16 protein-coding genes are annotated in these 15,754 nt (G+C 42.5%); 3 read left to right on the forward strand and 13 right to left on the reverse strand.

Features of this window, described 5'->3' with window-relative positions:
- Positions 1 to 39: 39 nt before the first annotated feature.
- The 11 genes from DR864_RS24210 to DR864_RS24260 all read right to left on the reverse strand — a co-directional run bounded on the left by DR864_RS24210 (position 40) and on the right by DR864_RS24260 (position 11,510).
- Positions 40 to 504, reverse strand: coding sequence for a hypothetical protein (locus DR864_RS24210; protein ID WP_114069380.1), 465 nt, complete (start codon positions 502 to 504; stop codon positions 40 to 42).
- Positions 505 to 744: 240 nt separating this feature from the next.
- Positions 745 to 1,305: an aminoacyl-tRNA hydrolase gene (gene pth / locus DR864_RS24215; protein ID WP_114069381.1), complete on the reverse strand. Its 561-nt coding sequence runs from the start codon at positions 1,303 to 1,305 to the stop codon at positions 745 to 747.
- Positions 1,306 to 1,347: 42 nt separating this feature from the next.
- Positions 1,348 to 1,890: an ATP-dependent protease subunit HslV gene (gene hslV, locus DR864_RS24220; protein ID WP_114069382.1), complete on the reverse strand. Its 543-nt coding sequence runs from the start codon at positions 1,888 to 1,890 to the stop codon at positions 1,348 to 1,350.
- 109 nt (positions 1,891 to 1,999) lie between these two features.
- Positions 2,000 to 3,622 (reverse strand): pyruvate dehydrogenase complex dihydrolipoamide acetyltransferase, encoded by a 1,623-nt coding sequence (locus tag DR864_RS24225; RefSeq protein WP_114069383.1) that lies wholly within the window; start codon positions 3,620 to 3,622, stop codon positions 2,000 to 2,002.
- A gap of 90 nt (positions 3,623 to 3,712) precedes the next feature.
- The gene (locus tag DR864_RS24230; RefSeq protein WP_114069384.1) at positions 3,713 to 4,303 is read right to left on the reverse strand and encodes a Uma2 family endonuclease; all 591 of its coding nucleotides are present in this window, start codon (positions 4,301 to 4,303) and stop codon (positions 3,713 to 3,715) included.
- Positions 4,304 to 4,312: 9 nt separating this feature from the next.
- The gene (gene lepA / locus DR864_RS24235; protein WP_114069385.1) at positions 4,313 to 6,100 is read right to left on the reverse strand and encodes a translation elongation factor 4; all 1,788 of its coding nucleotides are present in this window, start codon (positions 6,098 to 6,100) and stop codon (positions 4,313 to 4,315) included.
- Positions 6,101 to 6,593: 493 nt separating this feature from the next.
- Entirely contained in the window at positions 6,594 to 6,842 is a 249-nt protein-coding gene (locus DR864_RS24240) for a peptide methionine sulfoxide reductase (protein ID WP_114069386.1), read from the reverse strand.
- Between the two features lie 102 nt (positions 6,843 to 6,944).
- On the reverse strand, positions 6,945 to 7,472 hold the full coding sequence (locus DR864_RS24245) for an energy transducer TonB (protein ID WP_114069387.1): 528 nt from the start codon (positions 7,470 to 7,472) through the stop codon (positions 6,945 to 6,947).
- 81 nt (positions 7,473 to 7,553) lie between these two features.
- Positions 7,554 to 9,788: a DUF5916 domain-containing protein gene (locus DR864_RS24250; protein ID WP_114069388.1), complete on the reverse strand. Its 2,235-nt coding sequence runs from the start codon at positions 9,786 to 9,788 to the stop codon at positions 7,554 to 7,556.
- Positions 9,789 to 9,944: 156 nt separating this feature from the next.
- Positions 9,945 to 10,403 (reverse strand): hypothetical protein, encoded by a 459-nt coding sequence (locus DR864_RS24255; protein ID WP_114069389.1) that lies wholly within the window; start codon positions 10,401 to 10,403, stop codon positions 9,945 to 9,947.
- An 18-nt stretch (positions 10,404 to 10,421) separates the two neighbouring features.
- Positions 10,422 to 11,510: a DUF6973 domain-containing protein gene (locus DR864_RS24260; protein WP_114069390.1), complete on the reverse strand. Its 1,089-nt coding sequence runs from the start codon at positions 11,508 to 11,510 to the stop codon at positions 10,422 to 10,424.
- Between DR864_RS24260 and DR864_RS24265 the strand changes: the two genes are divergently transcribed.
- Positions 11,510 to 12,358, forward strand: a complete 849-nt coding sequence (locus DR864_RS24265) for an IS5 family transposase (protein ID WP_114069391.1) — start codon at positions 11,510 to 11,512, stop codon at positions 12,356 to 12,358. The two genes, DR864_RS24260 and DR864_RS24265, sit on opposite strands and share 1 nt — an antisense overlap.
- Here the strand turns inward: DR864_RS24265 and DR864_RS29935 are convergent.
- Both DR864_RS29935 and DR864_RS24270 read right to left on the reverse strand, forming a co-directional pair.
- The gene (locus tag DR864_RS29935) at positions 12,326 to 12,649 is read right to left on the reverse strand and encodes a hypothetical protein (RefSeq protein ID WP_162794103.1); all 324 of its coding nucleotides are present in this window, start codon (positions 12,647 to 12,649) and stop codon (positions 12,326 to 12,328) included. The genes DR864_RS24265 and DR864_RS29935 overlap by 33 nt on opposite strands.
- Before the next feature lie 115 nt (positions 12,650 to 12,764).
- Positions 12,765 to 13,100: a hypothetical protein gene (locus DR864_RS24270; RefSeq protein ID WP_114069392.1), complete on the reverse strand. Its 336-nt coding sequence runs from the start codon at positions 13,098 to 13,100 to the stop codon at positions 12,765 to 12,767.
- A 179-nt stretch (positions 13,101 to 13,279) separates the two neighbouring features.
- On the opposite strand from DR864_RS24270, the gene ade reads away from it, so the two are divergent.
- The gene (ade, locus tag DR864_RS24275) at positions 13,280 to 14,923 is read left to right on the forward strand and encodes an adenine deaminase (protein WP_114069393.1); all 1,644 of its coding nucleotides are present in this window, start codon (positions 13,280 to 13,282) and stop codon (positions 14,921 to 14,923) included.
- A 100-nt stretch (positions 14,924 to 15,023) separates the two neighbouring features.
- Positions 15,024 to 15,605, forward strand: coding sequence for an RNA polymerase sigma factor (locus tag DR864_RS24280; protein ID WP_114069394.1), 582 nt, complete (start codon positions 15,024 to 15,026; stop codon positions 15,603 to 15,605).
- The last annotated feature ends 149 nt before the right edge of the window (positions 15,606 to 15,754 follow it).

The following is a 15,754-nucleotide window of genomic DNA, read 5'->3' on the forward strand; positions in this document are numbered from 1 at the left end:
AAAACTAACTTTAAATTCTTTGCAGCTTTTCATTGGTTATTAAAAACCGTTGAGCATGCTGATTGGTTCCCCAATGATTCTTTCTGTGTCGTGGGCGGGAGTCAATGTTTCCCAATCTACAGTCCACAGAAAATTTATATTGTGTGCCGTTTTGCGAACGTTTTCGAGCCAAATTTTTGCATTTTCGTCATTGCTGCTCTTCATAGCATGATTCAATAACTTCACTGCACTTTTAAACTCTTGCTGCTTTTCGGCGTTTACATTCACTAACTTGGACGGGCTTTGGTTGTATAAAGTCACAACTTCTGTAAAAACTTTCCACTCGTCCTGCTCAATAAAAGGCGTAAAATGATCGGTAATGTACTGTTCAAATGCCTTTTCTCTTCCTTTTGATAAGCCCGCGGTATTTGCGGTACTTTTATCATCTTTTGCATTTGATTCGATTGAAATTAAACTCAAACAGAATCCTATTACAAATATAATTAACTTAACTGGGTATTTCATAATATAGTTCAATTCTCTTTTGCTGATTGAACGATACAAAGGTACGGCAAGATTTTATAAGTCCAAATTTTTAATTTTTACTATTCGAAATAATATTCTGTTTAATCTTTCATAAAACCCTGATTTTTAATAAAAAATAAAATGTTTTACGCTTTAATTCAAAATATTATTCCGATTAAAATAATACAACTTTAATAAAATTTTTATTTGCCAAAAAGTAAAATTCTTTAAAAAATACAATCATTGATTGAAATTATTCATAGCGTTTTGGAGCCCCAAAGTACAAAAACTAAGTATTGCTTCTCCTGCACGGTCCAAATCAATGAGTAATTCTTCGAAACTATTTTCGGGAAAATTACTTAAAACATATTTTACCTGTTGTCCACGGGGAAAATCATCCCCAACTCCAAACCGCAACCGGGAGTACTCCTGAGTACCCAGCAATTCTTCAATATTTCGTAGGCCGTTGTGGCCACCATTGGAGCCTTTGGGCTTGATTCGAATCTTGCCCTGCGGAAGTTGAATCTCATCTGTCACAACCAACACATTTTCAACGGGGATTTTCCACGCGTCCATGTAGTAGCGTAGGGCTTTACCGCTGAGGTTCATGTAGGTGGTCGGTTTGATGAAATAAATCTGCCGTCCTTTGTATTTAAACTCAGCGGTATAGGCCAATTTTTGCATCGAAAACTTAAAGTCATGTTGGGCGGCGAGTCGGTCAAGTACCATAAAGCCTACGTTGTGGCGCGTAAATGCGTATTCAGGTCCAATGTTGCCGAGACCTACGACAAGGTATTTCATAGAAAGTGTAATTGATTATAAAACAAAAAGTGAATCCAGCCTTTATTCTTTGACTTTCTCCACTACCAGATTGTGGTTGGTATAGATACAAATATCGGCAGCAATGTGTAGACTTTCGCGGACCATATCTTCGGCAGAAAGGTGCTGTGCGTGTTTTTTGAGCGCCAAGGCCGCACTTTGGGCAAACATCGCTCCTGAGCCGATAGCAGCCACCTGATTGTCGGGTTCGAGTACATCGCCCGTGCCTGAGATAACGAGCAGCTCGTCTTTTCCCGCCACAATCATCATGGCTTCCAATTTGCGAAGGTATCGGTCGGTGCGCCAGTCTTTGGCGAGTTCAATGGCGGCGCGTTTGAGGTTGCCGCCGTAGGCATTGAGCTTTTCTTCAAAACGCTCAATGAGCGTAAACGCGTCGGCAGTAGAGCCAGCGAATCCCGCAATTACTTTTCCGCCCGCTAAACTTCTTACCTTACGAACGTTGCTTTTGGCAACGGTATTTCCCATGGTGGCCTGTCCGTCGGCTCCTACTACTACTTCTCCGTTATGAATGATACCTACTACGGTTGTGGCATGAATTGGTTGCATGATGTAAATGAGTCTGATGATTGAAAAACAATTGATAGACAATAAAAAATCCCTCTCCTAAAAACGGTATAGGAGAGGGACCAAGGACGGTTGGCCGCCGTAAGGTTGATTATACCAACATTCCGAGCGGATTCTCCAACAGTTTCTTAAACGTTTGGAGGAAGGCCGAACCAGTAGCGCCATCTACCACGCGGTGGTCGCATGAGAGCGTTACTTTCATGATGTTGGTTGGATAAATCGTACCATCTTCTTTGAAAGCGGCTACTTTCTTGATGCCTCCCACGGCCATGATGCAGGAATCTGGCGGATTGATAATGGCCGTAAATTCGTCGATTCCAAACATTCCAAGGTTTGAAATAGAGAATGTGTTGCCTTCCCAATCTTTAGGCTGGAGTTTTTTATCCTTGGCTTTGGCGGCCATTTCTTTCACTTCTCCAGCAATGATTGAAAGTACTTTCTTATCGGCATCACGTACTACGGGAACCAACAGACCTTCGTCAACGGCTACGGCAACCCCAATATTTACGTAATGGTATTTGCGAATCTTATCACCTAGCCACGCAGAGTTAACGGCAGGGTGTTGTTTCAATGCCAACGCAGCGGCTTTGATGACCATGTCATTAAATGATATTTTGACAGGGCTAACTTCGTTGATTTTGCCGCGCAATTCCATGGCTTTGTCCATGGTAATTTCCATGGTAAGGTAGAAATGCGGAGCTGTAAACAAACTTTCACTCAAACGACGAGCAATGGTCTTGCGCATTTGCGACACTGGCACGTCCTCGTATTCGCCCGCGGGCGCAAGAGCGGCGGTTGGTGCAGGAGCAGCGGCCTGCGGTACAGCAGCTGGAGTGGCTACGGGCTTGGCAGGGGCTGATTGTGCGGCGTCAATGTCTTTCTTAACAATACGTCCACCTTCGCCCGAACCCGTGATTTTGGTTAAATCAACGTTTTTATCTTTTGCCAACGCTTTTGCCAAAGGCGATGCTTTGATGCGAGAGTCGGTGCCGTTGTCTGAGACTTGCGGGGCCTGAGCAGCAGAAGTAGCGGCTGCAGGAGCAGGTGCTGCGACTGCAGCGGGGGCTGGTTGACCATCGCTGTTCAATAAAGCTTGATAATCAGCGCCGTCTTCGCCAATGATGGCAATAACGCCATCTACGGCAACAGCTTCGCCTTCCTTGGCTCCAACGTAGAGTAAGGTGCCGTCTTCGTAGTTTTCAAGTTCCATGGTGGCTTTGTCGGTTTCGACTTCGGCCAAAATATCGCCTGATTTTACTTTGTCTCCTACTTTTTTTAGCCATGCTACCAGTACTCCTTCGGTCATGGTATCGCTCATTTTAGGCATCCGAACGATTGTCGCGTTGACATTCGCGGCGGGTGCAGGGGCTGCTGCTGCGGGAGCAGGTGCCGCCGCTGGTTGCTCAGCGGGAGCTGCGGCAGGCGCGGGTTGAGATGGAGCAGCACCGCCATCAAGCAGCGCCTTGTAATCTTCGCCGGGCGCACCCACAATCGCCATGATGCCATCTACGGGTACGGCAGCGCCTTTTTCTACCCCAATGTACAAAAGTGTACCTTCTTGGTACGACTCCAAGTCCATGGTCGCTTTATCGGTTTCTACTTCGGCTATGATGTCGCCTGATTTAATTACATCTCCTACTTTCTTGTTCCAAGCTGCTATGACGCCTTCGGTCATGGTATCGGACATCTTGGGCATTCGGATTACTTCTGCCATATGAGTGAGAATGAATAGGGAATAGTTCCTTTAAGTTTCGAGTGTCAAAATTAGTAGAAACACTCAAAAGTCGTTTATTTCTTTCAGAAATTAGTTCGATGTTTGTTCATTAAAAATCACTCCGCTGTATAATTCAGAAAGCGGAATTTCGGCTTCGATAGAATCTAACTGAACCATTTGGTCCAATTGTTCATACACCCGGTATTGCCAAGTCTTTTCGTCTATCTTAAAAAATACTTCTACCAACGGAAAGCGTTGTTCAATTAATACATATTCCCTGAAAGTAGGAATTTGACGGTATTTTTTAAATTTCTCACCGCGGTCGTACGATTCTGAACTTTCGGAAAGTACTTCTACAATCAATACGGGGTTTTGGGCTGCTTCAGGATTCTCATCAAAATACTCTACAGGCCCGCAAATCACTGAAGCGTCGGCGTAGCGATATTTTTCTTCACTGATTGCGATTTTAAGGTCGCTGTTGTAGGCATTACACGGGCGATTTTTGAGAACACGGCGGAGTTCTGCTACTGCGTTTCCCCCGATGAGGCTATGCGTGGCCGTTCCTCCGGCCATCGCAAATACTTCACCGTCTTCATACTCGTACTTAATGCCGGTTTGGCGTTCAAGTTCGAGGTATTCAGCAATGGTATAAAATTGATGATTGCGTGCTGGCAAACCCATATTTATGCATTAATTAATCTTTAACACCGCCATAAATGCCTCTTGCGGTATCTCTACGCTACCGACCTGACGCATCCGTTTCTTTCCTTTTTTCTGTTTTTCCAACAGCTTACGTTTACGGGAAATATCTCCTCCGTAACACTTGGCCAATACGTCTTTACGCATGGCTTTGACGGTTTCGCGGGCAATGATTTTTTGTCCAATAGCGGCTTGAATGGCAATTTCAAACATCTGACGCGGAATAAGCTCGCGCAATTTTTCGCAAAGTTTCTTTCCCCATTCGTAGGCTTTGGTACGGTGTACAATGGCCGAAAGCGCATCTATCCCGTCGCCGTTGAGCATCACATCGAGTTTAATCATGTCTGACTCACGGTAGTCCAACAGCTCATAGTCGAGCGAAGCATACCCCCGCGAGATGGTTTTTAACTTATCGAAAAAGTCAAACACTACTTCGGCCAACGGCATTTCAAATACCAACTCTACGCGTTCGGCGGTAAGGTAATTTTGGTTTTTGAGCAGGCCTCGCTTGTCCATACAGAGCTTCAAAATAGGCCCAATGTATTCTGACTTCGTGATGATTTGTGCTTTGATAAAAGGCTCTTCAATCCACTCAATATAGTTTGGTTCGGGCATTTCAGAAGGCGCACTTACTTCGAGCATGTTTCCTTTGGTGGTCACGACGTTGAATTTTACCGAAGGAACGGTCGTAATCACGGTCATGTCAAACTCCCGTTCTAGGCGTTCTTGCACGATTTCCATGTGCAACATTCCTAAGAAGCCGCAACGGAAACCGAAGCCTAACGCCGCCGACGTTTCTGGCTCCCACACGAGGGCTGCATCGTTGAGTTGCAGCTTTTCCATGGCTTCCCGCATTTCTTCAAACTCGCTGGTTTCGACGGGGTAAAGTCCCGCAAAAACCATTGGCTTTACTTCTTCAAAACCTTTGATAGGTTCTTTGGAAGGTTTATCTACGTGCGTAATCGTATCCCCAACTTTTACTTCACGGGCTACTTTGATACCCGAAATCAAGTACCCTACATCGCCGCATTCAATCACATCTTTGGGTTCTTTTTCCAGACGTAGCGTCCCGATTTCGTCGGCATTGTATTCTTTGCCCGTGGCCACAAATTTTACCTTGTCGCCTTTGCGGATGCTTCCGTTCTGAACACGGAAAATAACTTCAATACCTCGATAAGAGTTAAAAACAGAGTCAAAAATCAGGGCTTGGAGTTCAATATCAGGATTGCCTTTCGGGGCGGGAACACGCTCAATAATGGCCGCTAAAATTTCTTCAATGCCGATGCCTGCTTTTCCTGAGGCAGGAATAATATCGTCGCGGTCGCAGCCGAGGAGGTCTTCCATTTCGTCTTTGACTTCTTCGGGCATGGCACCGGGAAGGTCAATTTTGTTTAAAACGGGGATGATAACCAACCCCTGATTCATAGCTAAATATAGGTTGGAAATCGTTTGTGCCTCCACGCCCTGCGAAGCATCTACGAGCAACAGCGCGCCTTCGCAGGCGGCAATTGAGCGCGATACCTCATAGCTAAAATCCACGTGGCCGGGCGTATCAATCAAATTAAGGGTGTATTTTTCGCCTTTATATAAATAATCCATTTGGATGGCGTGGCTCTTAATGGTGATACCGCGCTCACGCTCCAAATCCATGTCATCAAGTAGCTGGGCTTGCATTTGACGGTTAGTGACCGTCTTGGTAAACTCCAATAAGCGGTCGGCCAGCGTGCTTTTGCCGTGGTCAATGTGGGCAATAATGCAGAAATTACGAATGTGTTTCATTAAAAATTTAGTATTGAGTGCAGCGTATTGAGTAGTAAAAGTTTGGTACAAAAACTGTACTCAATACTTAATACTCAATGTGGTTTGCAAAATTACGTCAGATTAGCCGAATAACAGCGGCTTTGGTAGGATTGTTTGCCCAACAATCGGTTGAAGCTGCATTTTATGGTTATATGCCACCGTAAGGTTAAGTGCAATTTAGCATACTAGGCATGCCAAACTCACGATCTCCAAAGGAAATGGATTAATAGTAAAGAACATAGCACCGGACAAAAATAAAATTCTTGCTAAACTTCTGGTGTTTTTGTGGAGTCAGAACTCCGATAGGAAATGCTACGATACGGGAAATTTGTTACTGTAAACAAAGATTATAAACTCATGCGAGAAGGATAATGCTTACTCCCGAACTGGCACAGCAGTTAAAGACGTTGATTAAAGAAGAAGGTTAGATGGACTGATAGTACACACAGGTATAAATTTGTACCTTTGTGTACTATACCAATTCTACATGTTTCAAAAAATCAATCACCTTTTCCTCAGGCATTTCGCAAGGTTTCAATAATTCGTTTTGGCGGGTAATATAATAGTTCAAACTGATAAAATTAGTACCGCCCAACTCCTTTGCGTAGATTTTAAAGGAATGATGCTGATTAAAAACAGTTTTGGAAATGCCGTATTTGACGCCCTTGTAGTGGCCTTCTGAATAGCCTTCAGGGAGTTGTTCGATGTAGGGAAGAAGCATGTTTTTTAACTCTTATCCGTGACATGTTACGAAACCTATGCAGTACTCTCCCTTTCGTAAACTGAATTAGGAGATGAATCAGAATTATTTTCAGTACATCTTTTAATAATCAACGATTTGACGGCTGGGTGGGGGAATGTTGGAATACTGCCGAATGGAGCGATGTTGATCGCTACGAGCTGTGATTTGAACTTCGTTTAAGATTTGGTATTCTCTTGAATAGTATTCTTTAGGAAGTTTATTGGTGGGATAGTCGTTAGAATTGTAGTAAATATTGTTGTAAACGAAAGCAATGGGTAAAATGTATTTGCCCTGATTCCTATTTCTCAAACGGGGTGTTTTGGACAATCCAGTTTTAATTTCGTGTTCAAACCCTAAAATGCCCATTGATTTTTTGTTCATTATCGGATAGATAACGTTTATATTCCGAACATATCCAGCTGAATCAATATCGAAGGAAGCATAAATTCGACCATAAACACTGTTTCTGATGGCTCCTATGGGATAGCGGATATTGTTGGAGGCCGATGCAGCTATAATCGGGTCATTCAGTGTTGCCAGTCCTTGAGAGAACGCTTTATAGAGCATTGTTGAAACAAGTAGGAGCGAAAAAACAAGTATCTTTTTCATAGCTTTTTAGGTCTGGAATCATAGTGTAATGATACTGATTATCATACGAGTTGTCAAGTTTTACCTTTTGTAAATGTGCCCTTACAGGTTAAACCAATACGTCAGCTTGGCTTGGATAGAGCGGTTGCGGGATTGTCCATTGGCGGTGTTGTAGTTGTCGATGTAGACCAAAAAGAAATCTGACACGGGCGCAAATCGCCACTGAAAACGCGTATTGATGTTCATGTTCTCAAATTGACTGTTGTATTGCATATAGGTTGTCAAAAAAACCTTTTTGGAGAACGTCCAGTCTAAGCGCGGGCCAATCAAAAAAACGTTGTTTTTACCGATGGGCAAATCAATGTGGTTGTAGGTGAAGTTCATTGCTAGCGCAATATAGGGTTGATAACGATAGTTGATTGAGCCAGCTAGACTCACGATGTTTCCGTCGTAATACTGCCCGATAAGCGGCTGGGCAAAAAGCCACCATTTTTTTCGTTGGTCTGAGAAATAATTGAGCGAAGCGTTGTAGTAAGTATACTCAGAACCTTTTCTCAAAGGAGTCAGTTTGTTGTTGCTACGCAACGCGTCAAAATCAGAAAAAAGATAGGTATAGTTTTGATTGATTGAAAACAGCATCCGTGCCGAGCTATTGAAAAACATTGACAAAAACGGCCCCGCTATGCGGTCGGTGGTACCGATGTTGGGCATCGTATACTGTTCCAAAGCCACCCCAACACTGTACCGGTTGACGAGTTTGTTGCGCGGATAAAACGAAAATCCGAGTGTAGGGTTGATGCGCAGGTAATCTTTGCGCGGTACAAAACCCACTTCGGCGTCGTAGCCCTTGCCCACCCAATCGTGCGCCCAGCGGAAAGTATATTTCAATACACTGTACATGATAGAGAATCCATTGGCAAAAGCATCTTTTTGCTTGGTTTCACTGAAAGATTGATGATAATAGGCTTTGCCTGTCCAGCGGCTGTCTTTGGAGGTAAAATTGTATTCCAAACCGCCCACCCGGTTAAAATTCGTCAGTTTGGGGCTCATTTCGGGGTGTAAGGTCTGTTTATTGACAAAAATAGCCGCGATGTTTGACCGGTTAAATATCTTCCGTTGCACGGCCAGTACGCCATAATTTGCCCCCGATATTCCCTTAAATTCATCATCGGCCGTTTGAGCGTTGAGTAGCCCAAGACGCCAGTTGTCGTCTATTTTTCCGCTCAAACGAGCGCCGTACACAATACGGTTAGGAACGCCTAAGCCCGTCGTGGAGTCGCGGGCGATGCCGATTTGACGCGAGAAAAAAGGACTGATGATTTGATTGCCTGCCCCACCGAGGTTGCTTTGCGGGGGCAAAAAAGGGTTGATGACGTAGCTGCCAAAACCCGAAAATAAATCCGAGTTTTCCAAGAAAAATTGCCGCTGTTCGGGAAAGTTGATGTCAAATCGGGAGAGGTTGATGATTTGTCGGTCGGCTTCTACATTGGAAAAATCAGGATTGATGGTCAAATCCAAATTAAGCCCCGATGTAACGGCGATTTTGGCGTCTCCACCGAAGTTGAGCCGACTTCCATTATTGGGGTTTTTAGGATTTACGAAGTCTTGCGCGTTGCCCGCCGCAATGTACGGAATCAGTGAGATATTGGCCCCTGATTTTTTCAAAGGTTTTTCGAATTCAATCGGAACGGCATAGCCCAAATTCATAATAATCTGATTTTGGGGGATTTGCACAAGTGTGCTTTGCTCGTTTATTTGGGTATCAAAACGATAACTTTTAAACAACCATTGAGGCGTGTTTTCTTTGAAACGTAGTGTTGTAAAGGGAATTGCGATTTCGGTGGTCCAGTAGTTATCATAAATCTTTGATTCGCCCGTCCATTTATTGTCCCAAAATTCGCTAAAAAACGAGTTGTCGGTCGCGCCGTTGTAGAGCAACGCCTCCCGCATTACGCCCAAGGGGTTCATCCCAAACAAAAACGCGTTGGTCTTATCGTTGAACGTATCAATGACAAAGGTGACGTTGTCGTTTCCTCCTGCCCGATAATCCCGGCGGTAGGAGAGAATGACAAACTTGTTGCTTTTGGTATAGCATTTGGCGCTGATGTAAACGAACTTATCGTCGTACGCGATTTTTACATCTGTTTTGTACACGGCTTTTAAGGTATCGGTGGGAAAATATTGCCAAAAATCCCCTAATGTGGTACTTTTTTCCCAGATGGGTTCGTCCAAAACACCGTCAATTTTGATTTTCTCCGTCGTAAAATTGACCTTATAAGGTGCTTGCGATTGTGCGAATGCAAAAACAGGAAATAAAAGAAGTAGTAAAAATCTCATTGGCATAAAAGGAAGGTACGAACTACAATAGATTAAAGTAACCCAACACTCATTTTACCCTATTTTGTTCGTACATTTCCCATAAACCTTTGCTCACAGCTTTATTGGTAACTATAAAAAAATCCCCAATATTCTGTTTATTGGGGATTTCCATTGTTAGGGGATTTTAACATCAATATACAAATGCCCTTTAGTGACTCCTTTGGGCGTATATCTCAAGATAATTTTACCACCATAATATTCGGATATGTCTTGTACTTGTACTATCCCTTTTGAAAATTTCTTTGAACTGACTAAATAGCCCAGTTTAGGATTGCAGTTCTCTTTTGGATAATAGTCGCACCCATCGTATCTGTTAAATTGCGCCGGGCCGTCTAATTCTCCGTGAATTAAACTGATATACCCTTGTGGGTAACGATTTGGATCTACAAAAAAACGAAAGGTATGAGGCTTACTGGGGTTTTTGATTTCTAACCTCATGTTGATAAGGTGCTCTCTTGTTTTGCCAAACAGAAAATCTGAGATTTTGCGTAAATCTTCATCGCTACATGCTCTTAATCCTCCCAAAAAGACAAAAATGAACGCAAAAAATAACGCGATGAATATTTTTTTCATAATATTTTTTCACCATTACTATTGTAATCCACTACCATCAGTCGGAATGAGGCAACAATCCCCACTTACTCGACGGCCTTGACCATTGGTGATAGCTTGCAGGACTGTGTTGAACCCAAAAAAATCTGAAGACCACCAATTATAGTTTGAATTAATAAATGATACCCACAACTGTATTCCCAACATATTGTTATGTTTGTCCATCGCACTGTAAAGTGGATTGGCGTTTGAAGGGTCAAAGCGTTCGTGCACATCTCCTATAGCCATTGCATCTTCAATGCCGTAAGTACGTGTATTGAGATAGCTCCAAATGGCATGAAAATAAGCATTGCCATTATTTTGGTTAGCTTGTCCATTAACACCATAATGTTGGTTTACCAACTCATACGCTGTTAATCTATTAAGTGCTACTCCTAAAATTAGATAAGGGTGCTTAAAATAAAATAATTTTTCCCCGTCTGGAAGTGAATTGTAAAAAGCGCGGGCACGGCTATCCTGTAAGTAGCTATCTAGGGTGCTATTATTTCCTCCAAAATCACCATACGAATCACCACCGCCTCCATAACTGCCGCCGTAACTTCCTCCACTGCCATTTGAGGTAGAAATGTAAGCGCTAGAACATACTTCTTTTGTGTAAGAAAACTCACAGTTCCAAGTCTGTCCACCGTTAGCGCTAGCACATGAATAAATATCAATAGTTGAGCATTCAACTTCTATGTAATCTCCAACACGAGCATTTTTTGCTGTCGGTGCTTTAATTTCTCCAACAGTCTTTCCTTTATCATATTTAAATCCACCTTTTAGATTTCCGTTAAAATCTTCAAAAACGATTAGCCCTTCATAGGGGTAAGGTTTTTTACGTCTATTAGACTTTTGTAAGAAATTATCGGTGGGATAAAGAGTCATTACATCGTTACTTCCATCTTCTCTAATTATGAGGTATTGCAAATTATTCAAAGAAACATTGTAGGAATCGGGGGCTTTTTTATTTTTACCTGATTCTCTTAAAACGGGAGTAATGTTTTGGTTATGAAGCTGTTTAAACTTTGAATAGATATTCCCAAAGAAGTGTGAATTTTGAGTTGCGAAATCAAAGACAACACTCAATGGGAATATTAAGTAAAAGTACAATCGAAAAGTGGATTTTGCCACATTTGACTGTTGGTCAACGTGGTTTTGAGACGACAGTACCCTTGACAGAGATCGTTGAGTGTATTTTTTATCGATTAAAAACAGGCTGCCAATGGCGTGAACTACCGACTAAGGAGTTTTTCAGTAATAAGGTTTTGAACTGGAATTCGGTTTTTTACTACCATAACAAATGGTCAAAATTAGGGTGTTGGCAAAAGGTATGGATAGACTTATTAGGAGAACATCTACGATATTTAGACCTATCAAGTATTGAAATCGATGGTTCTCATACACCAGCCAAGAATGGCGGAGATGCCGTTGGCTATCAAGGCCGTAAGGCCTGTAAAACAACAAATTCTTTGTTCATAACAGATAATCAGGGAGTTATATTAGCTATGTCAACGCCGCAGGAAGGACAACACCACGATTTGTTTGAGATAAAGGCATTATTTAGAGAAATAGGTGATTTATTAAAAAAAGCAGGAATAAATCTTGATGGGTTATTTCTTAATGCAGACCCAGGATTCGATTCTAATAGTTTTCGAGAAGCTTGTGCTGAGCAAAGCATAATAGCAAATGTTAAACCACATTCAAGAAATCAAACTGATGTAACAAAGATTGAACCCTATAAATCTGGCACTCATATATTTGATGAAGAATTATATCGGGACAGATCTGTAATTGAACATTCAAATGCTTGGATTGACGGTTTTAAAGCACTTTTAGTGAGGTTTGAATTTTCAGTTAGAAACTGGATGGCACTGCATTTTATGGCATTCTCAGTCATTTTTTTACGTAAAATCAATAAAAAAACAAAAGTTTAAACAGTCTCTATATCTTATCGGTACTAAAAGTATTTTTTTACCATCTAACAAATGATAAAAGTACTCATTCCATTTTACCTGCTTTGTGGGAGTTTCATTACCTGAAATTCTCAAGCTGGCTGTAGATAAAACGGTAGTTTGAAACCAATTTTTAACAGATTCAATTTCTGAGAAATTAAATGGAGGTTTACTTGCCAACACAGACTGATTAGGCGTTACCTCATTAATTTCTTTTTTGCATGATGAAATTAAAATGCAAAGGAGAAGTGAGAGTTTGAAAAGTGCTTTCATTTGTATGCTTGTTTAAAGTTGCTATTTCTTCGCCACAAAATAAAAAAGGCACTTTGTTTTTACCAAAAAAAATGTTTAAACGGTCAGTAAACGTTGTTTAAGCAGTTATTAAACGTCAAAAATACTGCCAAAACCCCCATGCTCTACGAGTTTCTAAGTAATTTAGATTTTGGTCATTGCCATACGCTTCGCGCTCAAAACTAATATTTCTATATGCTAAATAGCGACGACGGTACTGAATCAGCCGCACGAGGAACTCTACCAAATACCAAGCGTAAAAAAGAAATATTCCCAGCTCAAGCTGCTGGCGAAGATGAATGCGCTCGTGATTGAGCAGCCATTTGGGCGGGCGGGCTTCACGGCAAAATACCCACGGAAAAAACGTCAGCCCCTCCACCCACAGAAAAGGGGTATGCACTAAAATCATGGGTAGACGAAATTGTTTTGGCATGGTTTTCGTAAAAGGTTTGACAACTTTTTACGAAAGAACTAATTTTAGGCAACTTTCTCAACGGGTTGAGGGCTAAATCTAAAAGTGGCAAGGATATTTTTGCTTCTTTTCTTACCGATAATAAAGTATTTATTTGCGCTTAACTCTTTCATTTTAAACCCCTAACCCTTTTGGGAATTATGCTATTTACAGCCAATTTACTTAATCTTTTTGACCACACCATTGGAAAGGCCGAAATTGAAGTAGCCGAAAAAAGAATCATAAGTATCAAAATAATTGGAGCCGAGGAGCCAGAACTGCCGTACATCATGCCCGGTTTTGTGGACGCCCACGTCCACATTGAAAGTTCGATGTTGACCCCCGCGCAATTTGCCCGTCTAGCGGTTGTCCACGGAACCGTCGCCACGGTCTCCGACCCGCACGAAATCGGCAATGTGTTGGGCGTGGCGGGCGTAGAATACATGATTGAAGACAGCAAACGCGTGCCGTTTAAGTTTTGTTTCGGTGCTCCTTCGTGCGTACCTGCTACTACCTTCGAAACCGCTGGGGCCGTGATTTCAGCCAAAGACGTTCGTCGGTTGTTGGCCATGAAAGAAATTGGTTACTTGGCCGAGATGATGAATTTTCCGGGCGTTTTGCACGAAGACCCTGATGTGATGATGAAAATCCGTTTGGCGCAGGCATTCAATAAGCCAGTAGACGGACATGCGCCGGGGCTGCGCGGTGCCGATGCCCAAAAATACATCGAAGCGGGCATCACGACCGACCACGAGTGCTTCACGTACGACGAAGCACTTGATAAACTCCAACTTGGGTTAGATTATATTTTGATACGGGAAGGAAGCGCAGCCAAAAATTTTGAGGCGCTTATCCCGCTCATCGCCGACTTCCCCAACCGACTGATGTTTTGCTCGGACGACAAGCATCCCGATAATTTGGTGGAAGGCCATATCAATCAGTTAGTAAAGCGGGCGCTGGCCAAAGGCTACCCGCTCTTCAGCGTGTTGCGGGCGGCCTGTCTCAATCCCGTATTGCATTATCGTCTCAACGTCGGTTTGTTGCGTGAGGGAGACCCCGCTGATTTTATTTTGGTCAACAATCTTCAAGATTTTGACATTTTGGAGACCTACATAGAAGGAGAGAAAGTATCCCAAAATGGCAGCTCAAATATCCCTGACCTGCGAAGCCCGCTGGTCAATCAATTTGACTGTAAATTTTTACAGGCCACTGATTTGAAAATAGAAACAACATCATCGTCTCTGACATTAAACGTTATTGAGGCGTTGGATGGACAACTCATCACAAATCAGTTGGAAGTGCCAGCGCTGATACAGGATGGCCTTATTGTGTCGGATACGGCCCAGGATATTTTGAAAATCGTCGTTGTAAATCGCTATCATCCTGCGCCTGTCGCGGTAGGATTTATTAAAAACATTGGATTGCAGGAAGGAGCGATTGCGTCGTCGGTGGCGCATGATTCTCACAATATCATTGCCGTGGGCTGTGACGATGAAAGTTTGGTACAGGCCATCAATTTGGTCATTGAAGCCCAAGGTGGCGTGAGTGCGGTCAGCCCTAAAGCGGATGCTACACATCTTCTACCGCTCCCAATTGCGGGTTTAATGTCGGACGTTGATGGATATAAAGTGGCGGAACAGTATACGCAAATTGATTTTTTTGTTAAATCTCAACTTGGTTCTAAGCTAAATTCGCCGTTTATGACGCTATCTTTTATGGGGCTTTTAGTAATTCCTTCGTTGAAAATGAGTGATTTAGGTTTATTTGATGGGCAAAGCTTCAGTTTTACCAAATTATATTTTTAAAAATTAATTGTTAAAAAAACACTTTTTATTTTGCAACTTATTATAAAGAAAATTACATTTGAGGCGTGATTGTTTCTAAACCCCAAACCCCTCCACCCCAATGCCTCGTTTTCACCTTACAACCCAAGAAGAGGTAACTCTCTGGAATCAGTTCCGCCAAGACGATGAGCCTTCTTTTGCACGTTTGTATCAATGTTATGTTCAACTTTTGTACAATTACTGTACACAATTCAGCGCCGATAAGGCTTTAATCAAGGATTGTATCCACGATTTGTTTGTGGAACTTTGGCAACACCGCCACACGCTCGGCGATACCACTTCGGTACGCTATTATTTGATGGCTTCGATTAAACGTAAGTTGGTTCGGCACCTCAATGCCCAGCAAAAAAACACCAGCAGCGAGGAGATTCCGTTGGAGTATCATCATTTGTACACTGCTTCGGCTGAATCTTATGTGATTGCTCAGGAGGATTATCTGCAAACCAATCGTAACCTGAATGAAGCACTAGAAAAACTGCCCCGCCGTCAGCGCGAAGCGATTTTCTTGAAATTCTACGTTAATATGACTAACGAAGAAATTTCTAACTTTATGAAAATCAATATCCAATCGGTGTATAACCTCGTATTTGGCGCATTGACCAGCTTGAAAAAACAACTGTCGATGGAGCGCGTAATTGTGTAGCGTTTAAAAGAATTTTGTTTTAATTTGATATTTAGGCCAACGCCCGTGGATGAATTTCTACGGGCGTTTTGTTTGGGGGGGCTGCCTAAGTATTGAAGGAAAATAAGACTTTCTAAGTTTTAGGTGTAAATTTTTGATAATCAAAGGTA

Source organism: Runella rosea (genome assembly GCF_003325355.1).
GTDB lineage: Bacteria > Bacteroidota > Bacteroidia > Cytophagales > Spirosomataceae > Runella > Runella rosea.

What these genes read in the sequence shown, in the direction of transcription:
- DR864_RS24210 (WP_114069380.1), bottom strand. Translation starts at nt 504, where the DNA reads ATGAAATACCCAGTTAAGTTAATTATATTTGTAATAGGATTCTGTTTG.
- pth (WP_114069381.1), bottom strand. Translation starts at nt 1,305, where the DNA reads ATGAAATACCTTGTCGTAGGTCTCGGCAACATTGGACCTGAATACGCA.
- hslV (WP_114069382.1), bottom strand. Translation starts at nt 1,890, where the DNA reads ATGCAACCAATTCATGCCACAACCGTAGTAGGTATCATTCATAACGGA.
- DR864_RS24225 (WP_114069383.1), bottom strand. Translation starts at nt 3,622, where the DNA reads ATGGCAGAAGTAATCCGAATGCCCAAGATGTCCGATACCATGACCGAA.
- DR864_RS24230 (WP_114069384.1), bottom strand. Translation starts at nt 4,303, where the DNA reads ATGGGTTTGCCAGCACGCAATCATCAATTTTATACCATTGCTGAATAC.
- lepA (WP_114069385.1), bottom strand. Translation starts at nt 6,100, where the DNA reads ATGAAACACATTCGTAATTTCTGCATTATTGCCCACATTGACCACGGC.
- DR864_RS24240 (WP_114069386.1), bottom strand. Translation starts at nt 6,842, where the DNA reads ATGCTTCTTCCCTACATCGAACAACTCCCTGAAGGCTATTCAGAAGGC.
- DR864_RS24245 (WP_114069387.1), bottom strand. Translation starts at nt 7,472, where the DNA reads ATGAAAAAGATACTTGTTTTTTCGCTCCTACTTGTTTCAACAATGCTC.
- DR864_RS24250 (WP_114069388.1), bottom strand. Translation starts at nt 9,788, where the DNA reads ATGAGATTTTTACTACTTCTTTTATTTCCTGTTTTTGCATTCGCACAA.
- DR864_RS24255 (WP_114069389.1), bottom strand. Translation starts at nt 10,403, where the DNA reads ATGAAAAAAATATTCATCGCGTTATTTTTTGCGTTCATTTTTGTCTTT.
- DR864_RS24265 (WP_114069391.1), top strand. Translation starts at nt 11,510, where the DNA reads ATGGGAATATTAAGTAAAAGTACAATCGAAAAGTGGATTTTGCCACAT.
- DR864_RS29935 (WP_162794103.1), bottom strand. Translation starts at nt 12,649, where the DNA reads ATGAAAGCACTTTTCAAACTCTCACTTCTCCTTTGCATTTTAATTTCA.
- DR864_RS24270 (WP_114069392.1), bottom strand. Translation starts at nt 13,100, where the DNA reads ATGCCAAAACAATTTCGTCTACCCATGATTTTAGTGCATACCCCTTTT.
- ade (WP_114069393.1), top strand. Translation starts at nt 13,280, where the DNA reads ATGCTATTTACAGCCAATTTACTTAATCTTTTTGACCACACCATTGGA.
- DR864_RS24280 (WP_114069394.1), top strand. Translation starts at nt 15,024, where the DNA reads ATGCCTCGTTTTCACCTTACAACCCAAGAAGAGGTAACTCTCTGGAAT.